The organism is Alysiella crassa DSM 2578 (genome assembly GCF_000745955.1).
In the GTDB taxonomy this organism is placed as follows: domain Bacteria; phylum Pseudomonadota; class Gammaproteobacteria; order Burkholderiales; family Neisseriaceae; genus Simonsiella; species Simonsiella crassa.
This window is the reverse complement of record NZ_JQKH01000004.1, coordinates 65,676-86,799: the sequence shown is the minus strand read 5'-3', so window position 1 is coordinate 86,799 and position 21,124 is coordinate 65,676. Positions and strand designations below refer to the sequence as shown.

The following is a 21,124-nucleotide window of genomic DNA, read 5'->3' as shown; positions in this document are numbered from 1 at the left end:
TTATTCGCAATAAGAATACCGCAGCTTGCTATTCGGTTCTAATGAGTTGGGCATTAAATATTGCACGATTTAATGGCTTCAATAAATGGAAAGATTGGTTGGCAAGATTTGCCAATCGGATTGACCGTATTGTGAAAATGATTTAGAACTTGGCAGGTCTGGGGTTAGGGTGGGGGTTCGTTGATTTTCAAGACAATTAATTTATTCCACAAATTTTCCCCCACCCTAGCCCTCCCCCGTTGGAGACGGGGGAGGGGACAGGTTTGTGGTTATTTCAAAAAATTGTCGTGTACTGAAAGGCTGCCTGAAAAGAAAAATGGTCTTATATTTTATCTTTACAAATATTGCATCAAAAATACCCAATTAAACAAAATCGGACGTTTTTTCTGTTATACTTTTTTCTGCTGTTTATTTGATTAACTGAATGAAAAGGAAAAAACAATGATTTGGTCGATTATTATTGGTTTGATTGTGGGTTTGCTGGCGCGTTTGATTAAACCTGGGAAAGACGCAATGGGTTGGATTGCCACGATTTTCTTGGGGATTATGGGCTCATTTGGGGCGGGCGTGATTGGGCGCGGTTTGGGTTGGTATGCGCCGAATGAAGCTGCGGGGTTTATTGCTTCCGTGATTACTGCAGCGATTTTATTAACCATTTATAATAAAATGAAAAAATAAGCGAATGATATTCATCAGGCAGCCTGAACATCATTTTTCAGGCTGCCTTAATTTGTGGGTAAAAAAGTTCAAAATCGTGTCTATAAGTCGCAGAACTGAAAAAGCATTACGGCGTTGCAAACGCCCTTATGTACTATTCGTACACGGCAGGCGTTGTCGCCTTGTACTGCATTTTCATTTCTACGACTATAAAACTTGATTTTGCATAAAATTTCACATTTTCCCCTTTTCTATTTGCTGAAAATCGCCTAATCTTATGGCTTTTGTTTTTACAATTAAATAGAGTAAACCATGTCAAAACCTATGTTGAAAAAAATCAGTTTGTACACGTTGGGTGCGATTAGTGGCATTGCCTTAAGTGTGAGCGTGCAAGCCTTTGCAGCAGACTCGGCGAAAAAAGACAATTTACCCATTCAATCATTGCGCACAATGGCGGAAGTGTATGGGCAAGTGAAAGCCAATTACGTTACCGCCGAAACCGATGAAAAATTGCTGGAAAACGCCATCAAAGGCATGGTATCGGGACTAGACCCACATTCCGAATACATGAACAAAAAAGGCTATGGCGAATTGCAAGAAAGCACCACAGGTGAATTCGGCGGATTGGGCATGGAAATCGGCGCGGAAGATGGCATGATTAAAGTGATTTCGCCGATTGAAGACACGCCTGCGGAACGCGCTGGCATTAAAAGCGGCGATTTTATTGTGAAAATCAACAATGACTCCACGCGTGGCATGACCACCACAGACGCAGTGAAAAAAATGCGCGGCAAACCAGGGACGAAAATCACGCTGACTTTATCGCGTAAAGACGCAGGTAAGCCAATTGTGGTGAATTTGACTCGCGCCATCATCAAAGTGAAAAGTGTGCGCCATCATTTGTTGGAGCAAGATTATGGTTATGTGCGCGTGAGCCAGTTCCAAGAACGTACCGTGCCATCGGTGGCAGAGAGCATTCAGGAATTAAGCAAGCAAAACAAACAACCACTCAAAGGTTTGGTATTGGATTTGCGTGATGACCCAGGGGGCTTGCTGACGGGCGCGGTGGGCGTGTCCGCCGTGTTTTTGAAACCCACAGACACGGTGGTCAGCACCAAAGGACGCGACAATAAGCCATCTATGCTGCTCAAAGCACAAGCGCAGGATTACACGATGGGCATGGGCAAAGACCCATTGGCAAATTTGCCTACTGAAATGAAGACAATTCCTGTAACGGTGTTGATTAATTCGGGTTCGGCTTCGGCTTCGGAGATTGTGGCGGGCGCATTGCAAGACCATAAACGTGCGGTGATTGTTGGTACACGCAGTTTTGGCAAAGGCTCGGTACAATCGGTAATTCCTTTGAGCAATGGTGGCGCGGTGAAAATCACCACTGCCTTGTATTACACGCCAAATGACCGTTCCATTCAGGCGGTGGGCATTGTGCCAGACGTGGAAGTTACCGATAAAAACCGTTTATTTGAATCGCGTGAAGCGGATTTGGGCGGACACATCGGCAATCCATTGGGCGCGGACGATGTGAAAGGCGGCGTGGTGGAAAATGCTCAACCCGTTGAAAAAGACAAGAAGAAAAATGATGAAGACCTTTCTTCGCGCCGCATTCCGAATCCCGCAAAAGACGACCAATTGCGTAAAGCATTGGATTTAATCAAAAATCCTACAGAATGGAAAAATTCTTTGGGTTTAGCAGCGAAAAAACCTGTGGAAGTGAAAAAATCTGAAGATTAATCAACAGATTTAAATGAATCAGGCAGCCTGAAAATGGGTTTCAGGCTGCCTTTTTCCATTGAGTTATACACTCCCTAATTTGCTACTTCCGCTGCCCTTGTTGCACCGTCCGCACCACTTTTGCCACCACAATAGGCAACACATATTTTTTCACCAATGAAAACACCATTTTCTTCACCATCTTCAAAATCCTCCTAAAAATCAAGTTCCACGAATAATATGACGAATAATCAAACGATTGGGGTGCAATGCATTTTGTAAACGCCGCGACAAAGGCACAGGCTCACCCGTAATCATCGCCACCACATACGCCGCACAAATTGGCGCAGTCGCCAAACCCCGACTGCCATGCGCCGTGTTCACCCACGCATTCGGATAATAAGGGCAAGGCGCGGTCAAGCGATAATTTTTGTCCAATGCCAATTTGGCGTACACCTGCTGCATTTTTTCAGGCTGCCCCAACGCACCCACCACAGGCAAATGGTCGTGAGCATCACAACGTACCGCCGCGTGTCCTTTCAGGCCGCCTGAAAATTCAAATAATTGATATAATTGATAATTTAATTTTTCCAATTCATTTTGATTGGCAAATTCATCGGTTTCGCGCCAATCATCGCCGTCATCGTTGGGCAAAAAAGTCGCGCCAAAACAATGCACACCGTCCCACGCTGGCGAAATATAGGAACTGCCCGACAACGCCGTTTTCAGGCTGCCTGAATAAGCCGATTGTGCCACCAAACTGGTTTGCCCGCGTATGATTTGAAAGGGAAATTCGCTCACAATCGGCGTATTCGGGCTACTTGCGCCCGCGCAAAACACAATATGGCAGCCCACAAACACACCGCCCGTGCTGTGAACGTGCCAATATTCGCCATCAAATTCTGCTGCCACCACCCGACAATTTGCATAAAAATCAATACCTTCCTGCGCCAAACACGCCGCCACCACAGCAGGCGGATTCAACCACACCCCCTGTTGCCAAAACAAACCGCCCTGTTCCAGCGAAACACCCGCCAAATCAGTCGCTTGCGCCGCCGATACGCCGCGATACAAATGTTCATGCCAAAACTGCTGCGCCAAAGCCGCATTGCGCTGCGTTTCCGCGTGGTCGTGATTGATGTGCAACACACCAGTCGCGCCCCAAACTTCTTGATTGGGCAACACATTTTCCAGCAATCGCCGCGTGTAGCCGTAGCCGCACAACAATAATTCCGTCTGCGCCGTGTCGTGTGGCGAAATTTTGGCGTACAGCAAACCTTGACGGTTGCCCGAAGCCGCGCTCGCCGCGTGCGCCGCCGCGTCCAGCACCGCCACGCGTTTGCCGCGCCGCGCCAATTCATATGCCGTTGCCGCGCCTGCAATCCCCGCGCCAATCACAATTACATCAAACACTTGCGTTTTGACTTCTGAAAAAATAGGTTCAGGCTGCCTGAACCATAATTTTTCAGGCGCAATCTGTTCTTGTGGCACGGCTTCGGTTTGCCAATGGATTTCGCGTTCAGCAAAATAATCCGACAATCGCCGCGCGGCGTGTTCAGGCATTAGCCATAAGGTTTTGTTGGGCAACACATTTTCCAGCACATTCGCGCCATTAAATTGTACGCACGACAAGGCAGCCTGCAAAATGGGATTGTCCGACCAATCGGGCAAAGTTTTGTCGGGCAAGGCAATGATAAGGTGTTGGGCGTGGGCGGCGCACAGTTCGGTGGTGGTGGGTGGCGCGTTCCATGCAAAAATTGTCATATTTGCCATTTTTGTTTTTAAAAATAGATTTTTTGGGTAAATTATGTTGATTTAATTTTAAAAATAATGAAATTATGCCAATAATAGAATCAAATTATCCGTTTTTATGTTTTTCAGGCTGCCTGAAAGACGGTGGCGGCTAATTTGGTTTACAATTTGGCGGTTTTCAACACATTTTCACAATAAGGATTGTATTATGGCACAAATTTTGGTGATTAATGGCCCGAATTTAAACTTGCTCGGCACACGCGAACCGCATATTTATGGCGCGGAAACTTTGGCAGATATTGCCAAGCATTTGGCGCAATTGGGCGCAGATTTGGGCGTGGACGTGGTGCATTTTCAGCATAATTGTGAAGGCGATTTGGTTACGCGCATTCAACAGGCGCGTGGGCAAGCAGATTTCATCATCATCAACGCGGGCGCGTACACCCACACCAGCGTGGCGATTCGTGATGCTTTGGCTGGGGTGGCGATTCCCTTTGTGGAAGTGCATATTTCCAATGTGCATGCGCGTGAAGCGTTCCGCCATCATTCGTATTTGTCGGATAAGGCGGTGGGCGTGATTGTGGGTTTGGGAACGTATGGTTATGAAGCGGCGTTGCGCTTTTGTGTGCGCGAATTGGCAAAAAAATCAATAAATTAAGGAAATATTCATGATTAATGGCTTAACCCAAATCATTGCCCACATCGGTTATCCCACGCAAACGTTTAAATCGCCGATGATTTACAACCCCTATTTTGCCGAACACGAAATCAATGCGGTGGTCGTGCCGTTTGCGTGTCAGGCGGACAATTATCCTGCCTTTCTTCGTGCCGTGTTTGGCAATGAAAACACGGTGGGCGCATTGATTACCATGCCACATAAAGTCAGCACCGTGGATTTATTGGACAGATTATCGCCCACCGCCCAAATCGCAGGCGCGTGCAATGCCGTGCGGCGCGGCGCAGACGGCAAATTGGAAGGCGATATGTTTGACGGCGAAGGTTTTGTGCGCGGCATGATACGCAAAGGTTTTGTCGCGCAAGGCAAATCGGCGTTGGTGGTTGGTTGTGGTGGGGTAGGCAGCGCGATTGCGGCGAGTTTGGCGGCGGCTGGTGTGGCTCGATTGGCTTTGTTTGACCCAAATGCAGGGCAAGCGGCGGCATTGGCTTCGCGTTTGCAAACGCATTATCCCAATTTGCAGGTGGAAACGGGCAGCAATGACCCAGAGGGTTTTGATTTGGTGGTAAACGCTTCGCCTTTGGGCATGTATGACAATGACCCTTTGCCCATGGACGTGTCGCGCATTGCGCCGAATGCGTTTGTGGGCGAAGTGGTGTTAAGCCGCGCCATGACCCCATTTTTGACGGCGGCGGCGGCGCGTGGCTGTACAATTCAAGTCGCCACCGATATGTTGTTTGAACAAATTCCTGCGTATTTGGAATATTTTGCTTTGCCGAGCACCACGCCCGATGAATTGCGGCGATTGGCGAAATTATAGTGAATTCAATTTAAACCAGTACTGCGTTGCCAGCTCCCTTATGTACTCAGTGTACACGGCGGTCGCTGTCGCCTTGTCCTGATTTAAATTGAATCCACTATATAATAAAAAGGCAGCCTGAAAACAGAAAAATGGGCGATATATCATGGCGTTGAACACGCGTTGCGCCGCGTACCACGCTGTCCAGCTCAACGATTAGCCATTTTCCCCATATTTTTCAGGCAGCCTTTCGGTACACGACAAAAATAATCGTAGGGTGCGCCCTACCTATTTGGCATTGGTAAAATTGTCGTGTACTGAAAGTCAGCCTGAAAGCGCGTGGGTTCAAGCACCCACCCTACGCAAGTATTTTATTTGTATGGAATTTTTAATTTTTCTTATCCCGAGTTCGCGTTATCATAAAAAGGCAGCCTGAAAGATTATTCAGGCTGCCTAATTATTTAATCCAATCAAAATATTAACGCACCCACGCCAATGGATTCATCGGGCGATTGCGGTAACGAATTTCAAAATACAAACCCTGTTCCCCAGTTGGCAGCGTGCCGCTCATGCCCACGCTTTGTCGCGCCAATAAACGCTCGCCCAATGCCACATTCATGCTGCTTAATCCTGTGTAAACAGACACATAACCATCGGCATGGTCAATAATCACCGTTTTACCATAGCCGCCCAAATCGCTGGCAAACACCACTTCGCCCGCCGCAATCGCTTGTACCGCAGACGGCGCAGTCGCAATAAACACCCCGCGCCAAATCCCCCCACCATTACGCGCTTGCCCAAAACGCCCCGCAATGCTGCCCGAAACAGGACGGCGCATCGTGCCTTGCAAACGGCTGAATTTTTGCACCATTTCCACTTCGGGCGCGGATTTGGTGGGTGGATTTTGTGGATTAGCGGCACGTTGTTTGGCTAATTTTTGTTTTTCGGCAGCCTGCGCTTTTAATTGGGCAATGCGTTTGCTGTTGATTTCGCTCAACACATTCGCCAAACGCTGCTCACTTTCACGCAATTCCTTGATTTTATTATTTTGTGAACTGATTTCGCCATTTAATTTTTGGCTGTCTGCCACCGCCGCTTGGTGGGATTGACCCAATTCATGCAATTTCTTTTGTTGCACTTGCGCCAATTTTTTCAGGCGTTCTAATTCACGATGAATGGCGGTTTCCTGTTGCTCAAGCTGTTCTTGTTGTTCGGATAATTTTTTAATCACCGCGTCATTTGCTGCATTAATATAGCGCGAATATTGTAAAAAACGCGCTTTTTGGTTGCTATCTGCATTTTTCAGAAAAATCACTACCGAATTGGGCTGTTGATTTTTGTAATTGCTAACGAGTAAACGCGAAATTTGCGCTTTCGTATTACCCACTTCGGTTTGTAACTGACTGAGTTTATTTTGTAAATCTTGTAATTTCGCCCACGATGTACGCTGTTGGCGATTCAATTCGTCCAATTCACGACGAGCGGCGGCGATGGCTAATTGCGTTTGGCGCAAAATTTCTTGGGCACGTTTTTGTTGCGCTTGTTTTTCTTGCAATTTTTTTTGTTCGCTAATCAGTTGTTTTTTGACTGATTTTAATTGCTTGCTTTGGGGTAAATCGTGAATAGATTGTCTGGATTCGGGCGCGGCGTATGCGCCAAAGCTAATCAATAATAGGGCTAATAGGGTGCGTTTCATGATGTTCTCAATAATAGGGAAAGTGAAATTATAACGGATTTTCAGGCTGCCTTCTTTTTCAGGCTGCCTGAAAAGCACAATTACGCGTAAAATACGCCATCATCATTTTTGTAAAGCTAAAATCATGTCTCAAAGTAACCACAAACCAATTGGCGTATTTGATTCTGGCGTGGGCGGTTTGACTGTTGTCCGTGCGCTGATGGAGCGTTTGCCGCATGAAAATATTGTCTATTTTGGCGACACGGCGCGTGTGCCATACGGCACGAAATCGCGTAACACAATTGAAGAATTTTCCTTGCAAATCGTTGATTTTTTAATGCAACACGAAGTCAAGGCTTTGGTCATTGCGTGCAACACGATTGCGGCGGTGGCGTATAAACGCATTCAGCAAATGGCGGGCAATATGCCCGTGTTGAGCGTGATTGACGCGGGGGCGCAGGCTGCCTTAAAAACCACGCAAAACAATCACATCGGCGTGATTGCCACCAGCACCACCGTAAACAGCAATGCCTACGCCCGCGCCATACACGCCCACAATCCCGACACGCGCATTTTGTCGCAAGCCACCCCCCTACTCGTGCCTTTGGTGGAAGAAGGCTGGCTGGAACACGAAGTTACCCGTTTAACCGTGCGCGAATATTTAAAACCGATTTTGGCAGACCATGTGGACACGCTGATTTTGGGCTGCACCCATTTCCCCCTACTCAAACCCTTGATGAAACAAGAAGCCCCCAATATTGAACTGGTGGACAGCTCCATCACCACCGCCGAAGCCACCGCGCAAGCCTTGTCCCATGCCAATTTGCTCAACCAAAGCCAGCAAATGCCCGATTACCGCTTTTATGTGTCAGACATTCCCCTGCGTTTTCAAACGATTGGCGAGCGGTTTTTGGGGCGCAGTTTGGAACAAATTGAGATGATGCGTTTGGGTTAATTTGGTTTACGCGGTTTCAGGCTGCCTGACAAGTTTGCCTACGGCGTGCGCCCTATCACCGCACGGCGACTTACTTTTTAGAAAAGCAAGCCAAATAATAAATAAAAAATTGTTTAAATTCAAATAGTTTAGAATTTCAGACTGCCTGAACTATTTTTTGTGAATGAAACTGTTGGGCTTTTTGTATTTGGCTTACTTTTTTTACTATGCTGACTGATTTTATTTATTTTTAACCATAAGATTTTGAATATGAAAAAAAATATTGTTATTTTAATTTCTGGGCGCGGCAGCAATATGCAATCCATTGTGAACGCGAATATCCCCAACGCCCACATTGCCGCCGTATTGTCCAATAATCCCAACGCCGCAGGTTTGGCGTGGGCGGCAGAACGCGGCATTCGCACCGCCAGTCTCAATCACAAAGAATTTGCCAGCCGCGAAGAATTTGACCACGCCATGATGGTGCTGATTGACGCGTATGAGCCTGATTTGGTGGTATTGGCAGGATTTATGCGGATTCTCACGCCCGAATTTTGCAAACATTATGAAAACCGTTGCATCAATATTCATCCGTCTCTGCTGCCATCGTTTACAGGCTTACACACTCATCAACGCGCCCTTGATGAAGGCTGCCGCGTGGCAGGTTGCACCATTCATTTTGTTACCGAAGTGCTGGACAATGGCGCGATTATCGCACAAGGTGTCGTGCCGATTGTGGACGGCGACACCGCAGACGATGTGGCGGCGCGTGTGTTGGCGGTGGAGCATCAATTATTTCCGCAAGCGGTGGCGGATTTTGTTGCAGGCAGCCTGAAAATTGACGGCAAACGTGTTGTTAAACAAAATCAAGCGGATAAATCAGCGCAATTATTGGCGTGATATTTGAATTCACAAAAATAAAGGCAGCCTGAAAGCAAGTTTCCCCACTTTCTTTCAGGCTGCCTGAATTTCACATCAAATCGCCAATCAAGATGAAACCACTTCACTTGCCTTTTTGCGTGTCAAACGGCGGCGCAACGCCAAGCCAGCCACACCAATCCCTATCCACCAAGCTGATGAAACATACATATCCGAACTGCTGAAAAATGCCGCTTGTTTGTTTGCTTTTTCCTGCGCCATTTTTGCCAAATCCGCATAGGCAATTAAAGATTGATTGTCTTTTTTCACATCATAGGTCAAATTGTTGTCCGAATCATCGTATTGCACCGTCAAAGTACCATCTAACATGGCTTCCACCTGATTTTTGGGAATGGTTTTATCCAAGCGCAATTGAATGATTTTTCCAGATTGTTCTTTCAAATCAATCTCATAAAAAACTTCTTTACTGTCTATGCCCCTGCGGCGTTTGGTTTCCAAAGTAACCTCGCGCCCTTCAACGGCTTGACCACTGGCGGTTTTCAGTTCATTTTGCGCGGGAATGCCACCACCTGTTTCGGCTTTATTGGCAAAAAACAAAGCCGATGCCAACAAACCAATACCCATTACCAAAAACAAATATGAAATCCCCGCCAAAGCCTTCATCAAAATATTTTTCATGTGCAACTCGCTGTGATTGATTTTGAATCAAAATATTCAATAACGTGAACTCGGAAGAAGTAACTGTCAATTTACCCACAAACCAGCCCCCTCTCCCCATGAGAGAGAGTTGGAGAGAGCTTGTTGAGCAGCAGCCCTCTCCCACAGGGAAAGAGCGTAAAGTTACTTCAATTTATCAATGATTTATTTTGCGTATTTTTGTTGCAAATTCATCATTAAATTGTTTAAATTTTGCGCGTCTGTCATTGCAACCTGTGTTTTGCTTTCCAATTCTGCTTTCATGCTGGGGTCGGGTTTTTCAACCATTTTGATGGTAAAATCCAACATATCAATTTGATTTTTAAAATTCTTTTGAAATAATGCTTTCAATTCTTGCGATTCTGCTTGTTGCGTGTTAATGCCATCCAATTCTTTCAAAAATGCTTCAAATTGGCTGATTTGTTTTTGAGAATGCTCTTTAACCACAGTTGCCATTTTGCTTTTCATTTCGGCATCATTGGGATTGGCTGCTTGAATTTCTTGGGTTTTTTGTGCCACTTCTTGTTGTATATCGTTTAATTTTTTGGTTGAACCTTCATACCAAGTAAACAATTGTTGCAATTCGGCTTTGGCTTGTTCTGGATTGGCTGCTGCTGGTTTTTGCTCGGCTTGCGGTGCAGAAGTGGCAACGGGTGCAGCAGTGGATTCGGGGGCTTTTTGTGCGCTTTCGCCACCACAAGCGGTTAAGGAAAAAGCAGACAAGGCAATTAAGGCGGAGAATAAAATTTTGGCTTTCATGTGCAAAACACTTTCTTTTAAGTTGTTGATAAAATCAATAATTAACATTATACAACAAAAAAAAAAAAAAAAAATCAATATTTTAAAATAAAAACATTTCAGGCAGCCTGAAACTTTATTTTTCAATCATTGGGCTATTTTGCCATTCTTCCAAACTGAATTGCCGTTTTTGCATGATTTCTTCCACTTTATCTGCATCAAAACCAGCCGCCAACATTTCGTTTTTCATTTCTTCCATGCGCTTTTTAAACGCCAATCTTGCCGCTTGTACGCCGTCCACAATAAACTGTGCGTTAAAATCATCTTTTAATTCATAGAATTGAATATTACTCGCACAAGTGTAAAACCATTCAAAACGTGCCGCCACTTCCTGCAATGCCAATGTGCCATGCGCTTGTTTAATCCCCACATCTGACAAATAAACCGTGCCTTGAATATTGGTAAAACCGTGCCGTTTCAAAATGCGCTGAATGTCCGCGTAAGCATTGTGCCAACTCGTATTGTGGTAATTTTCTTCCAAACAATGCGTGTCCATATCAAAGACAATTAAGGTTCTGTCCATTTTAAATATTATCCTTTCAATTCAATTATTAAAGCAGCCTGAAAGCCAGTTTCCCAACTTTTCAGGCTGCCTGAATTTCATCTCAAATCACAAAATCAAGCCAATTTCTTCAATCTGTCATGCAATTCCTGCACGCTGAAAATACCGATTTGATTCAACGATTTCACACCTTCGCTCATCGCTTCGCCACCTGCAATCGTGGTGTATTGTGGCACACGCGCGGTTAAGGCATCGCGGCGAATGCTGTGGCTGTCGGCAATTTCTTGCGGTTGCGCGTTCACGGTATTGACCACCAGCGCGATTTCGCCATTCTTAATCATATCAACGATATGCGGACGACCTTCGCGCACCTTGTTCACGGTTTGGGCGATGATGCCGTTTTCCGCCAAGAATTTAGCCGTGCCGCGTGTGGCGCACAAACCGTATCCCAAAGCCTGAAAATTTTTGGCTGTCTGTAAAATCAAAGGTTTGTCTTCGTTTTTCACGGCTAAAAACACTTTGCCTGTGGTGGGCATGCGTTCGCCCGCGCCCAACTGCGCTTTCAAATACGCCTCGCCAAAGGTTTCCGCCACGCCCATCACTTCGCCTGTGGAACGCATTTCGGGGCCCAAAATCGTGTCCACACCAGGGAATTTGATGAAGGGGAACACCGCCTCTTTCACAGAATAGAAATCGGGAATGACTTCCTTGCTAATGCCTTGTTCTTGCAAGGAAATGCCTGCCATTGAGCGTGCGCCCACTTTCGCCCACGCCACGCCTGTGGCTTTGGAAACAAACGGCACGGTACGGCTGGCGCGCGGATTGACTTCCAGCACAAACACCACGCCATCTTGCACCGCAAATTGCACGTTCATCAAGCCAACCACGCCCAGCGCGAACGCCATGGCTTTGGTTTGACGGCGAATTTCATCTTGAATTTCAACGCTCAACGAATACGGTGGCAGCGAACAAGCCGAGTCGCCCGAGTGAATGCCTGCCTGCTCAATGTGCTGCATGATGCCGCCAATCACGACTTCTTTGCCGTCTGAAACGCAATCCACGTCCACTTCAATCGCGTTGTTCAAGAAAAAGTCCAGCAAAACAGGGCTGTCTTCGGAAACTTGCACCGCTTCACGCATATAAGTTTGTAATTGTTCAGGCGAATGAACCACTTGCATGGCGCGACCACCCAAAACATAAGACGGACGAACCACAAGCGGATAGCCAATTTCTTCTGCCAAAACAAGGGCTTCTTGCTCATTACGCGCGGTGCGGTTGGGCGGTTGGCGCAAACCCAATTCGTTCAACACTTTTTGGAAACGTTCACGGTCTTCTGCTGCGTCAATCGCGTCAGCCGATGTGCCGATGATGTTCACGCCATTTTCAACCAGTGCGTTGGCAAGTTTCAAGGGCGTTTGTCCGCCATAATGCACAATCACGCCAAATGGGTTTTCGGTGCGGACGATTTCCAACACGTCTTCCAGCGTAAGTGGTTCAAAATAAAGGCGGTCTGATGTGTCAAAATCGGTGGAAACGGTTTCTGGGTTGCAGTTCACCATAATGGTTTCAAAACCGCTTTCGCGCAATGCCAACGAGGCGTGTACGCAGCAATAGTCAAATTCAATACCTTGACCAATGCGGTTTGGGCCACCGCCTAAAATCATGATTTTTTTGTTGTTTGTGGGACGCGATTCGCATTCTTCTTCGTAAGTGGAATACAAATAAGCCGTGTCGCTGGCAAATTCTGCCGCGCAAGTGTCCACACGTTTGTAAACGGGGTGCAAATTGAGCGCGTAGCGGTGTTCGCGGACTTGTTTTTCAGGCAGCCCCAATAATTGGGCAATGCGTTTGTCGGCAAAACCTTTGCGTTTCAAACGGCGCAAAGTGGCATAATCCAAATCGTTCAGGCTGCCTGAAACGATTTTTTGCTCCTCCAAAACAATATCTTGGATTTGTGCCAAAAACCATTTGTCAATCGCACACACTTCATGCACTTCGTCCAAACTCATGCCAATGCGGAAAGCGTCTGCCACAAAAAGCATGCGTTCGCCACGCGGATTGGCGAGTTCGCGGCGGATTTCGTCTTCATCGGCAGAACGCGGATTGAATCCACACAAACCCGTTTCTAAACCGCGCAAGGCTTTTTGGAACGATTCTTGAATGGTGCGCCCCATTGCCATCACTTCGCCCACCGATTTCATTTGCGTGGTCAAATGGTCGTCTGCGGTAGGGAATTTTTCAAAGGCAAAACGCGGAATTTTGGTAACGACATAGTCAATGCTCGGCTCAAACGAAGCTGGCGTGCGACCGCCTGTGATGTCGTTGCGGAGTTCGTCCAACGTGTAGCCGACCGCCAATTTTGCCGCCACTTTCGCAATCGGAAAACCAGTCGCCTTACTCGCCAAGGCAGACGAACGCGACACGCGCGGATTCATTTCAATCACAATCATTTCGCCATTGGCAGGGTTTACCGCAAATTGCACGTTGGAGCCGCCAGTGTCCACGCCAATTTCGCGCAACACGGCTAAACTGGCGTTGCGCATGATTTGGTATTCTTTGTCGGTTAAGGTTTGCGCTGGCGCAACGGTAATGCTGTCGCCCGTGTGTACGCCCATCGGGTCAAAGTTTTCAATGGAGCAGACGATAATGCAGTTGTCGTTTTTGTCGCGCACGACTTCCATTTCGTATTCTTTCCAACCCAAAACGGATTGTTCAATCAACAATTCATGGGTGGGTGATGCGTCAAAACCGCGTTCGCAAATGGCGACAAATTCATCTTTGTTGTACGCAATGCCGCCGCCCGAACCACCCATTGTGAAAGACGGGCGAATCAGGGTGGGAAAGCCCACTTCTTCTTGGGCGCGCAGGGCTTCATTCATGGTGTGGCAAATGAAAGACTTGGGCGTGGACAAGCCGATTTTTGCCATGGCGTCTTTAAAACGACCACGGTCTTCGGCTTTATCAATCGCGTCTTCGCTTGCGCCAATCAATTCCACATTGTATTTTGCCAACACGCCATTTCGCGCCAAATCAAGGGCACAGTTGAGCGCGGTTTGTCCGCCCATGGTGGGCAGGATTGCGTCTGGGCGTTCTTTGGCGATGATTTTTTCCACCGTTTGCCACATAATCGGCTCAATGTAGGTAACGTCTGCCATATTGGGGTCGGTCATGATGGTGGCGGGGTTGGAATTGACCAAGATGACTTTGTAGCCTTCTTCGCGCAGGGCTTTGCAGGCTTGTGCGCCAGAATAGTCAAATTCGCAGGCTTGTCCGATGACAATGGGGCCTGCACCGATGATTAAGATGGATTTAAGGTCGGTTCTTTTGGGCATGGTGGTTTCTCTTCACTTAAATAATATGGTAATAACTAAACTGATTAAACTAATAAACATGGACAAAAATGCAATAGATAAAGTTAATTTTTTATTGTAAAAATCTTCTTCTAATTGACCTAAAACACTACATAAAATAGGGAAGTTTACAGAGCATTGTTTGTTTTTGCCATTTTGTAAATTAATATGAAATAATGAAGATGAACTTCCTATTTCATGGGTAAATTTATATTTAGGATGTAAGTAATGATAAATTCTTCCAAATAACTCACCAGTGCTTACATTTGATTTAATTGAAATTTTTTCTAAATCTATTTGAATAAGAATTTTTGAATCTGATAATTTATCAAACTCCTCAAAATAAAGATAATAGATAATTTTTAAAATTTCTCTATCACTAATATTTTTTCTTTTACAAAAACTCATAATTCGTACTCAATTTAAGTAGGGGGCGTACCACGCACCAATTCATTGCAAAAATTTCATTTTGTTGGCAAATTTGGTGCGTGGTACGCACCCTACATTTTGCCGTCCACTCGGACTTTCAGCCTGCAACTCACGAAATCCCATAAACGCAATTTTTATAAGTCCACACAATCAGCTCGCGGTCATCATTGCTTTCGTAAAATGCCGACAAAAGCGTATGCCATTGTTCCAGTTGCATTTCATTGATGTTGATGATGCCGCAACCCGCCCTAATCATCTGATAATTCGCGCAAATAATCGCCGTGCGTTTGTTGCCGTCCCAAAAAAGCTGGCTACGCATCATGTAATACATGGTTTTCAGAATGCGGTAAGTTGCGCTTTCAGGCAGCCTGAAAAAATCGGCAAACACTTGTTCCACCTGATTTTGAATGGGAACAGGCGGCACAAAACCCACACCACTTATGCCCACATTCCCAGTCCGCAATTCGCCCCACGCCAAACTTTCATTGTATGCAACAAAACCATTGATTTTACAACAAAAAGCCAAATCAAACGGCAAATCCGATTTCAACACAAATTGCCACGCATTTTTCAAATTCAAAATCACTTGCACATCATCGGTGGACACGCCACTCACACTCATGCCGTCCACAATGGTTTTGGTTTGCGGAAAAGTCGTGTTCACATTTTCCAAGCGCGAAATGCTATGTATCATTTCCACGATGTTTTTCTTGGCTAAAAATCGGTTTTCTGCCAATGTTAGTTTAAACTTATCTTGAAAAATCATTTATTTAACCACATCTTCACCGCAAACCCAATAAACATCAGCCCCACAGCCCCCATCGCCACCGCCGAAGTTTTCACCCGAGCGCGAAAAGTCTGCGTCAATTTGTAGCCCGAAAAAACCAAGATATTCAAATAGGTAAAACTGATTATCTGAATAATCAAAGCCAAAATCAAAAATGACAAAGCTGGATTGGGATAATTTGGGTCTACAAACGGCACAAAAAACGACAGGAAAAACAAAATCGCTTTCGGATTGCTCAAACTCAACATCAGGGCGCGTGTGAATATGCCTTGCGGTGGCGTTTTCAGGCTGCCTGAAACGGCATTTTCATCGTGATTTTGGCTATTTGGTGTAATAGAATGCCATTTTTTCACGCCAGCACGAATCAAATTCCAACCCAAATACGCCAAATACGCGCCACCCAACAGGCGTATGGCGTGAAATAAAGTTGGGTAGAGCTGTAATGCGGTGCCTGCGCCCAACACGGTTGCCAAAATCAATATTAAATCACCCAGTAAAATCGCAACAACCACTTGATACGCTACTCGCACACCATGCTGACTGGCAACTGTCAAGCAATACATAGAATTAGGACCTGGCAATAAAACAATCGCAATTGCGCCAATCACATATGCAGTTAAATCAGTAATACCAAACATATTCATTTTCTATATTTAAAAAAAAACGCGCCACCATATTTATGGTGTAAACGCGCTTTCGTGAGTTTTGTTGTCCGTGAAAGCAAGGTATTTTAAGCAAAATCAGGCTTACGTTCAAGACTTGACAAGAAATGTTAAAATAGATAAAGACCACTTTTTTCAGGCTGCCTGAAAACAGATTAACCCTTTCATTTACCAAATAATTTATTAAAAAATGTTTACCGACACCCATTGCCACCTTGCCGCACCGCCACTCATAGATACGCTCACCGCCACCATCGCCACCGCGCAACAGTTTGGCGTTTCAGGCTGCCTTGTACCTGCCACACAATTATCTGATTGGCAAAGTGTTTTAAATTTAGCACAACACGATTTTGTTCGCCAAATAGCGATTGGCATACATCCTTGGTTTGCGCTACACCATACTGATTTCGCTGATAAATTGGCAGATATTTTGAGCCAAAATCCCCATATTTGGGTCGGCGAAATCGGTTTGGACGCGCTAATTGATGTGCCAATGGAAAGCCAATTATCTGTTTTCAAAACACAAATTTTACTCGCCCAACATTTTCATCGCCCCATTATTGTGCATAATGTGCGCAGCACGGCGGCAATTGTTGGCGCGGTGAAACAGGCGAAATTCACGCATGGTGGCATTGTCCACGCATTTTCAGGCAGCCTTGAAGAAGCGAAATTATTGATAAATTTGGGTTTTAAAATTGGCATAGGCTCACTCTTGTTGAATCCAAATGCGAAAAAAGTTCATCGGGCGGCGGCAGAATTGCCCTTGTCCGCCCTATTATTGGAAACGGATAGCCCATATATGCTGCGAAATGCGGTAAACATGCCTGCAAATGTCGCCAAAATCGCTCAAATTCTGGCAAATGTGCGCAATCTGTCTTTGGAAAACTTGGCGGCGGCATTGGAACGCAATTTAACTGAATTGATGATTTCCTGATATTTTGTTATATTTGGACGCATGTCCAAAAACACAGGCAGCCTGAAAATGTTTGATTTCACTCAATTATCTCCGTCTCATCATCAATTTTTGGCGGCGGGTTTGCGTTTGTATCCCGAATTGGGTTATCACAAATTATCGGTGCGCGTATTGGCGGCGGAAGCGGGTTTGAGCTCGGGAATGTTTCATCATTTATTTGAAAATAAAGATGATTTCATTCACACCATGCTCGCATTACACCACGCACAAATTGCCCCCAATATGCAAATAGACAACACCTTGCCGCCGCAAATGCAATTGCGTATGTTGCTGCGCGGCGTTGCCATCAATATTCGGGAACATTTGCCATGGCTGCAACGCATGCTGACCGATTGCGCGGACGGCGCGGACGTGGTGGCGGCGTTTTTGCGCTCGCGTTCACATGAACATTTTGCGCTGGTGGGTGCGTTGTTGCGCGAATGTGCACCCGAATGGTCGGAACGCGAATATTTGGTGCGTTTGAATTTTCTCACGTCCGCCACCACCGCGCCGATATTGTTTACCGCGCAATTTGCTCAATTGGGCATGTTGCCGCCGCAGGTGCAAGACGCGTTGCCCGAATATTTATCCGATGATGTGATTGAATTACGACTAGATTGGGTGTTTAGGGCGTTGTTTTTGTAAAATTTATTTGTGAAGTAATTAATTTACGTTACAATCACACTTGTATGTTTCAGGCTGCCTGAAATCAGAACACATTGATTAATCACATTTACGCCCTCATAAATATTTGAATATGAAAAATTTGCTTTTACCCGTTTCCCTGTTTACCAGCATGGCTGCGCCTTTGGCTTATGCCGCGCCCACCACACCAGCCGCCACGCCCAACGATATTGCGGCGTGTTTAAGCATTGCCGACAATCAGTTACGCTTAACTTGCTACGATAAAATCGCCAACGACCCCAGCGTAAAACAGCAATTGCAAACGCCACAACCCATCACCACCACCAGCCGCGATGTGCTGGATTTGGAAAAAACGCTGGAAGCCAGCCGCGACACCAAATCCGCTCAAGTGGTTTTGACGGAACAAATTGGCGTGAAACATTTGAATACGCCTTTGAGCGAACTGTTTGATTTAGATGAAAATAATCCAAATGGCTTGCTGACCATTCGGGAACACAATTCCATGTATGCCCTGCCCGCGTGGTACAACACCAGCCCGAATTATTATCCCCACAGCCCATCTCACGGCACGACCGTAAACGATATTCAGGCAAAGCAAAAACGCATTGAAGGCAAATTCCAATTTTCTTTTAAAACCAAATTAATGCAAGATTTATTCAAAACCAAAGCCGATTTGTGGTTTGGCTACACCCAGCAATCCAATTGGCAAATGTATAATTTTGGCGACGATTCCGCGCCGTTTCGCAACAACGATTATCAGCCCGAAATTTTCTTAACGCAGCCTGTGAAAGCGGATTTGCCGTGGGGCGGTAAATTGCGTATGTTGGGCACGGGTTTTGTGCACCATTCCAATGGACAAAGTCGCCCCGCTTCACGCTCGTGGAATCGGGTTTACGCGATGGCGGGCATGGAATGGGATAAATTAACCGTCGTGCCACGCGTGTGGGCGCGTGTAGATCCGTCCGACAAAAGCAAAGACGACAATAACGACATTACCGATTATATGGGTTTTGGCGATGTAAGAGTTGCCTATCAACTTGATGATAAACGATTTATTTCATCAACCTTGCGTTACAATCCTTTCCACAACAAGGGCGCGGTGGAATTAAATTACATTTTCCCCATCAAAGGCAAACTCAATGGCGTGATTCAAGGTTTTCACGGCTACGGCGAAAATATTTTGGATTACAATCACAAGCAAACGGGGATTGGTATTGGCGTGATGTTCCGTGGTTGGGACGGGATTTAATTGATGGTAAACTGATTTCAGGCAGCCTGCATATTTTTCAGGCTGCCTGAAATTTATTAGAATGATTTTAGGAATTTGATTTTATGGAAAATCTCTATATAGGCATCATGTCAGGCACCAGCATGGACGGCGCAGACGCGGTGTTAATCCGCATGAACGGCGCAAACTGGCTCGCCGCCGAAGCCCACGCATTTACCCCATTTTCAGACAGCCTGAAAAGCCAACTGCTTGATTTACAAAACATCGGCAACAATGAATTACACCGCAGCCAAATGCTCGCCATAGAATTGGCAAATTTATACGCCGATTTGGTTAAACAATTGTTGCAACAAGAAAATCTGTCGCCGCAACAGATTCGCGCCATCGGCTGTCATGGACAAACCGTGCGCCACGCGCCCGAACATGGCTACAGCGTACAATTGTGTCATTTGCCCTTACTCGCTGAAAAAACAGGGATTTTTACCATTGGCGATTTTCGCAGCCGCGATTTGGCGGCGGGCGGTCAAGGTGCGCCGCTCGTCCCCGCGTTTCATCAAGCCCTGTTTGCCCAGCCCAATGAAACGCGTGTGGTGCTGAACATCGGCGGCATTGCCAACATCAGCGTTTTGCCTGCCGATGGCGCGGCGTTTGGTTTTGACACAGGCGCGGGCAATATGCTGATGGACGCATGGACGCAAACCATTTGGTCGCAACCCTATGATAAAAATGGAGAGTTGGCGGCGCAAGGGCAAATATTGCCCGATTTATTAACCCGTTTGTGTGCGCACGACTATTTCCGTCTGCCTTATCCGAAAAGCACGGGGCGCGAATTGTTTTCGCTCAACTGGTTACGCAACCATTTGACAGGCAATGAAAATCCGCATGACGTGTTACGCACATTAGCCGAATTTTCCGCGCAAACCATCGCAGACGCGATTATCCAAGCCGCACCGACTGCGCGAGACGTATTTGTCTGTGGCGGCGGCATAGCAAATGCCACGCTTTCAGGCAGCCTGAAAACACATTTGTCGCCAAAAAACATCACTTTGTACAGCACCACCGCCTTGCAGCTTGACCCGCAATGGGTGGAAGCGGCGGCGTTTGGCTGGTTGGCAGCATGTTGGTGCGAGCAAGTGCCCAGCAATCCACCGCAAGCCACAGGCGCAAACAAAGCGGTGATTTTGGGAACGGGGTGTTTTGCGTGAATGTTCAGGCTGCCTGAAAATATAATTATTTAATTTTTTAAATTAAATCTGCCAATCAATTTCAGGCTGCCCGTGTTCACGCAAATACGCATTGGTTTGCGAAAAATGTTTGCAGCCAAAAAATCCACGATACGCCGACAAAGGCGATGGGTGTGGCGCAGTCAAAATCAAATGCTTGCGGCGGTCTATCATCGCCGCTTTTTTCTGCGCGTGGCTGCCCCACAGCAAAAACACAACGTGTTCACGGTGTTGATTCACCTGCTCAATCACGCGGTCGGTAAAGGTCTGCCAACCATATTGCGCGTGAGAATTGGCTTCGTGGGCGCGTACCGTCAATGTCGTGTTCAGTAACAACACGCCCTGCTCCGCCCAACGATTCAGGCAGCCGTGTGTCGGCGCGGTAAACCCAGCAATATCATCACCCAATTCCTTGTAAATATTCACCAAAGACGGCGGAATCTGCACCCCTTCGCGTACCGAAAACGCCAAACCATGCGCTTGCCCCACATTGTGATACGGGTCTTGCCCCAAAATCACCACGCGCACCTTGCCAAACTCTGTTAATTTCAAAGCGTTAAACACTTCGGGCGCAGGCGGAAAAATCACATCGCCGCGTTCACGCTCCGCCCGAATCCGAGCCAATAATTGCTGAAAATACGGTTGCGCCTTTTCCGCCCCCAAAACCTGTTGCCAAGTTTCCATAAAAACCACTCCAAATGATGAAAAATATTTTTCAGGCAGCCTGAAACGTTTATAATACCAAGTTCAGA

20 protein-coding genes are annotated in these 21,124 nt (G+C 46.3%); 10 read left to right on the top strand and 10 right to left on the bottom strand.

Features of this window, described 5'->3' with window-relative positions; translation table 11 throughout:
• The first annotated feature begins 441 nt into the window (after positions 1 to 441).
• A complete protein-coding gene (locus Q338_RS00935; RefSeq protein WP_034291079.1) occupies positions 442 to 678 on the top strand; it encodes a GlsB/YeaQ/YmgE family stress response membrane protein in 237 nt (78 codons plus the stop codon).
• A 291-nt stretch (positions 679 to 969) separates the two neighbouring features.
• Entirely contained in the window at positions 970 to 2,406 is a 1,437-nt protein-coding gene (locus Q338_RS00930; protein WP_034291077.1) for a S41 family peptidase, read from the top strand.
• Positions 2,407 to 2,607: 201 nt separating this feature from the next.
• On the opposite strand, the gene mnmC is transcribed toward Q338_RS00930, so the two are convergent.
• Positions 2,608 to 4,149: an FAD-dependent 5-carboxymethylaminomethyl-2-thiouridine(34) oxidoreductase MnmC gene (gene mnmC, locus Q338_RS00925; protein ID WP_034291075.1), complete on the bottom strand. Its 1,542-nt coding sequence runs from the start codon at positions 4,147 to 4,149 to the stop codon at positions 2,608 to 2,610.
• Between the two features lie 196 nt (positions 4,150 to 4,345).
• On the opposite strand from mnmC, the gene aroQ reads away from it, so the two are divergent.
• Both aroQ and Q338_RS00915 read left to right on the top strand, forming a co-directional pair.
• Entirely contained in the window at positions 4,346 to 4,795 is a 450-nt protein-coding gene (aroQ, locus tag Q338_RS00920) for a type II 3-dehydroquinate dehydratase (RefSeq protein WP_034291073.1), read from the top strand.
• Between the two features lie 10 nt (positions 4,796 to 4,805).
• Positions 4,806 to 5,633 carry a shikimate dehydrogenase family protein gene (locus Q338_RS00915; RefSeq protein WP_034291071.1) on the top strand — a complete coding sequence of 276 codons (828 nt, stop codon included), beginning with the start codon at positions 4,806 to 4,808 and terminating at the stop codon, positions 5,631 to 5,633.
• A 457-nt stretch (positions 5,634 to 6,090) separates the two neighbouring features.
• Here the strand turns inward: Q338_RS00915 and Q338_RS00910 are convergent, their stop codons facing one another.
• Positions 6,091 to 7,308 carry a murein hydrolase activator EnvC family protein gene (locus Q338_RS00910; protein WP_034291069.1) on the bottom strand — a complete coding sequence of 406 codons (1,218 nt, stop codon included), beginning with the start codon at positions 7,306 to 7,308 and terminating at the stop codon, positions 6,091 to 6,093.
• Positions 7,309 to 7,432: 124 nt separating this feature from the next.
• Here Q338_RS00910 and murI point away from each other — a divergent pair, with 124 nt between their 5' ends.
• Positions 7,433 to 8,242, top strand: coding sequence for a glutamate racemase (gene murI / locus Q338_RS00905; protein WP_034291066.1), 810 nt, complete (start codon positions 7,433 to 7,435; stop codon positions 8,240 to 8,242).
• A 249-nt stretch (positions 8,243 to 8,491) separates the two neighbouring features.
• A complete protein-coding gene (purN, locus tag Q338_RS00900) occupies positions 8,492 to 9,121 on the top strand; it encodes a phosphoribosylglycinamide formyltransferase (RefSeq protein WP_034291064.1) in 630 nt (209 codons plus the stop codon).
• An 87-nt stretch (positions 9,122 to 9,208) separates the two neighbouring features.
• Here the strand turns inward: purN and Q338_RS00895 are convergent, their stop codons facing one another.
• The 7 genes from Q338_RS00895 to leuE form a co-directional block, all read right to left on the bottom strand.
• Positions 9,209 to 9,778: a hypothetical protein gene (locus Q338_RS00895; protein WP_034291062.1), complete on the bottom strand. Its 570-nt coding sequence runs from the start codon at positions 9,776 to 9,778 to the stop codon at positions 9,209 to 9,211.
• Between the two features lie 183 nt (positions 9,779 to 9,961).
• Positions 9,962 to 10,555 (bottom strand): hypothetical protein, encoded by a 594-nt coding sequence (locus Q338_RS00890; RefSeq protein WP_147293718.1) that lies wholly within the window; start codon positions 10,553 to 10,555, stop codon positions 9,962 to 9,964.
• Positions 10,556 to 10,670: 115 nt separating this feature from the next.
• On the bottom strand, positions 10,671 to 11,117 hold the full coding sequence (locus Q338_RS00885; protein WP_034291058.1) for a virulence factor: 447 nt from the start codon (positions 11,115 to 11,117) through the stop codon (positions 10,671 to 10,673).
• A 95-nt stretch (positions 11,118 to 11,212) separates the two neighbouring features.
• A complete protein-coding gene (gene carB, locus Q338_RS00880) occupies positions 11,213 to 14,428 on the bottom strand; it encodes a carbamoyl-phosphate synthase large subunit (protein ID WP_034291056.1) in 3,216 nt (1,071 codons plus the stop codon).
• Between the two features lie 12 nt (positions 14,429 to 14,440).
• Complete coding sequence (locus Q338_RS00875) at positions 14,441 to 14,854, bottom strand: hypothetical protein (RefSeq protein ID WP_034291054.1); 414 nt, start codon at positions 14,852 to 14,854, stop codon at positions 14,441 to 14,443.
• A 130-nt stretch (positions 14,855 to 14,984) separates the two neighbouring features.
• The gene (locus Q338_RS00870; RefSeq protein WP_034291052.1) at positions 14,985 to 15,641 is read right to left on the bottom strand and encodes a Fic family protein; all 657 of its coding nucleotides are present in this window, start codon (positions 15,639 to 15,641) and stop codon (positions 14,985 to 14,987) included.
• A complete protein-coding gene (gene leuE / locus Q338_RS00865) occupies positions 15,638 to 16,300 on the bottom strand; it encodes a leucine efflux protein LeuE (protein WP_034291051.1) in 663 nt (220 codons plus the stop codon). The genes Q338_RS00870 and leuE overlap by 4 nt, the downstream gene beginning before the upstream one ends.
• 214 nt (positions 16,301 to 16,514) lie before the next feature.
• On the opposite strand from leuE, the gene Q338_RS00860 reads away from it, so the two are divergent.
• From Q338_RS00860 to Q338_RS00845, 4 genes are all read left to right on the top strand, one after another.
• On the top strand, positions 16,515 to 17,258 hold the full coding sequence (locus Q338_RS00860; protein WP_034291049.1) for a TatD family hydrolase: 744 nt from the start codon (positions 16,515 to 16,517) through the stop codon (positions 17,256 to 17,258).
• Positions 17,259 to 17,279: 21 nt separating this feature from the next.
• A complete protein-coding gene (locus Q338_RS00855) occupies positions 17,280 to 17,921 on the top strand; it encodes a TetR/AcrR family transcriptional regulator (protein ID WP_084693437.1) in 642 nt (213 codons plus the stop codon).
• Between the two features lie 151 nt (positions 17,922 to 18,072).
• The gene (locus Q338_RS00850; protein ID WP_051968376.1) at positions 18,073 to 19,170 is read left to right on the top strand and encodes a phospholipase A; all 1,098 of its coding nucleotides are present in this window, start codon (positions 18,073 to 18,075) and stop codon (positions 19,168 to 19,170) included.
• Positions 19,171 to 19,253: 83 nt separating this feature from the next.
• On the top strand, positions 19,254 to 20,354 hold the full coding sequence (locus Q338_RS00845) for an anhydro-N-acetylmuramic acid kinase (RefSeq protein WP_034291045.1): 1,101 nt from the start codon (positions 19,254 to 19,256) through the stop codon (positions 20,352 to 20,354).
• A gap of 42 nt (positions 20,355 to 20,396) precedes the next feature.
• On the opposite strand, the gene ung is transcribed toward Q338_RS00845, so the two are convergent.
• Positions 20,397 to 21,056: a uracil-DNA glycosylase gene (ung, locus tag Q338_RS00840; protein WP_034291043.1), complete on the bottom strand. Its 660-nt coding sequence runs from the start codon at positions 21,054 to 21,056 to the stop codon at positions 20,397 to 20,399.
• Positions 21,057 to 21,124: the final 68 nt, after the last annotated feature.

Excerpts from the sequence above, each read along its gene's own strand:
- murI (WP_034291066.1), top strand. The coding sequence starts at position 7,433 with ATGTCTCAAAGTAACCACAAACCAATTGGCGTATTTGATTCTGGCGTG.
- Q338_RS00875 (WP_034291054.1), bottom strand. The coding sequence starts at position 14,854 with ATGAGTTTTTGTAAAAGAAAAAATATTAGTGATAGAGAAATTTTAAAA.
- mnmC (WP_034291075.1), bottom strand. The coding sequence starts at position 4,149 with ATGACAATTTTTGCATGGAACGCGCCACCCACCACCACCGAACTGTGC.
- Q338_RS00930 (WP_034291077.1), top strand. The coding sequence starts at position 970 with ATGTCAAAACCTATGTTGAAAAAAATCAGTTTGTACACGTTGGGTGCG.
- Q338_RS00870 (WP_034291052.1), bottom strand. The coding sequence starts at position 15,641 with ATGATTTTTCAAGATAAGTTTAAACTAACATTGGCAGAAAACCGATTT.
- aroQ (WP_034291073.1), top strand. The coding sequence starts at position 4,346 with ATGGCACAAATTTTGGTGATTAATGGCCCGAATTTAAACTTGCTCGGC.
- Q338_RS00885 (WP_034291058.1), bottom strand. The coding sequence starts at position 11,117 with ATGGACAGAACCTTAATTGTCTTTGATATGGACACGCATTGTTTGGAA.
- leuE (WP_034291051.1), bottom strand. The coding sequence starts at position 16,300 with ATGTTTGGTATTACTGATTTAACTGCATATGTGATTGGCGCAATTGCG.
- Q338_RS00935 (WP_034291079.1), top strand. The coding sequence starts at position 442 with ATGATTTGGTCGATTATTATTGGTTTGATTGTGGGTTTGCTGGCGCGT.
- Q338_RS00855 (WP_084693437.1), top strand. The coding sequence starts at position 17,280 with ATGTCCAAAAACACAGGCAGCCTGAAAATGTTTGATTTCACTCAATTA.
- Q338_RS00890 (WP_147293718.1), bottom strand. The coding sequence starts at position 10,555 with ATGAAAGCCAAAATTTTATTCTCCGCCTTAATTGCCTTGTCTGCTTTT.
- Q338_RS00915 (WP_034291071.1), top strand. The coding sequence starts at position 4,806 with ATGATTAATGGCTTAACCCAAATCATTGCCCACATCGGTTATCCCACG.
- carB (WP_034291056.1), bottom strand. The coding sequence starts at position 14,428 with ATGCCCAAAAGAACCGACCTTAAATCCATCTTAATCATCGGTGCAGGC.
- Q338_RS00910 (WP_034291069.1), bottom strand. The coding sequence starts at position 7,308 with ATGAAACGCACCCTATTAGCCCTATTATTGATTAGCTTTGGCGCATAC.
- Q338_RS00860 (WP_034291049.1), top strand. The coding sequence starts at position 16,515 with ATGTTTACCGACACCCATTGCCACCTTGCCGCACCGCCACTCATAGAT.
- Q338_RS00895 (WP_034291062.1), bottom strand. The coding sequence starts at position 9,778 with ATGAAAAATATTTTGATGAAGGCTTTGGCGGGGATTTCATATTTGTTT.
- ung (WP_034291043.1), bottom strand. The coding sequence starts at position 21,056 with ATGGAAACTTGGCAACAGGTTTTGGGGGCGGAAAAGGCGCAACCGTAT.
- Q338_RS00845 (WP_034291045.1), top strand. The coding sequence starts at position 19,254 with ATGGAAAATCTCTATATAGGCATCATGTCAGGCACCAGCATGGACGGC.
- purN (WP_034291064.1), top strand. The coding sequence starts at position 8,492 with ATGAAAAAAAATATTGTTATTTTAATTTCTGGGCGCGGCAGCAATATG.
- Q338_RS00850 (WP_051968376.1), top strand. The coding sequence starts at position 18,073 with ATGGCTGCGCCTTTGGCTTATGCCGCGCCCACCACACCAGCCGCCACG.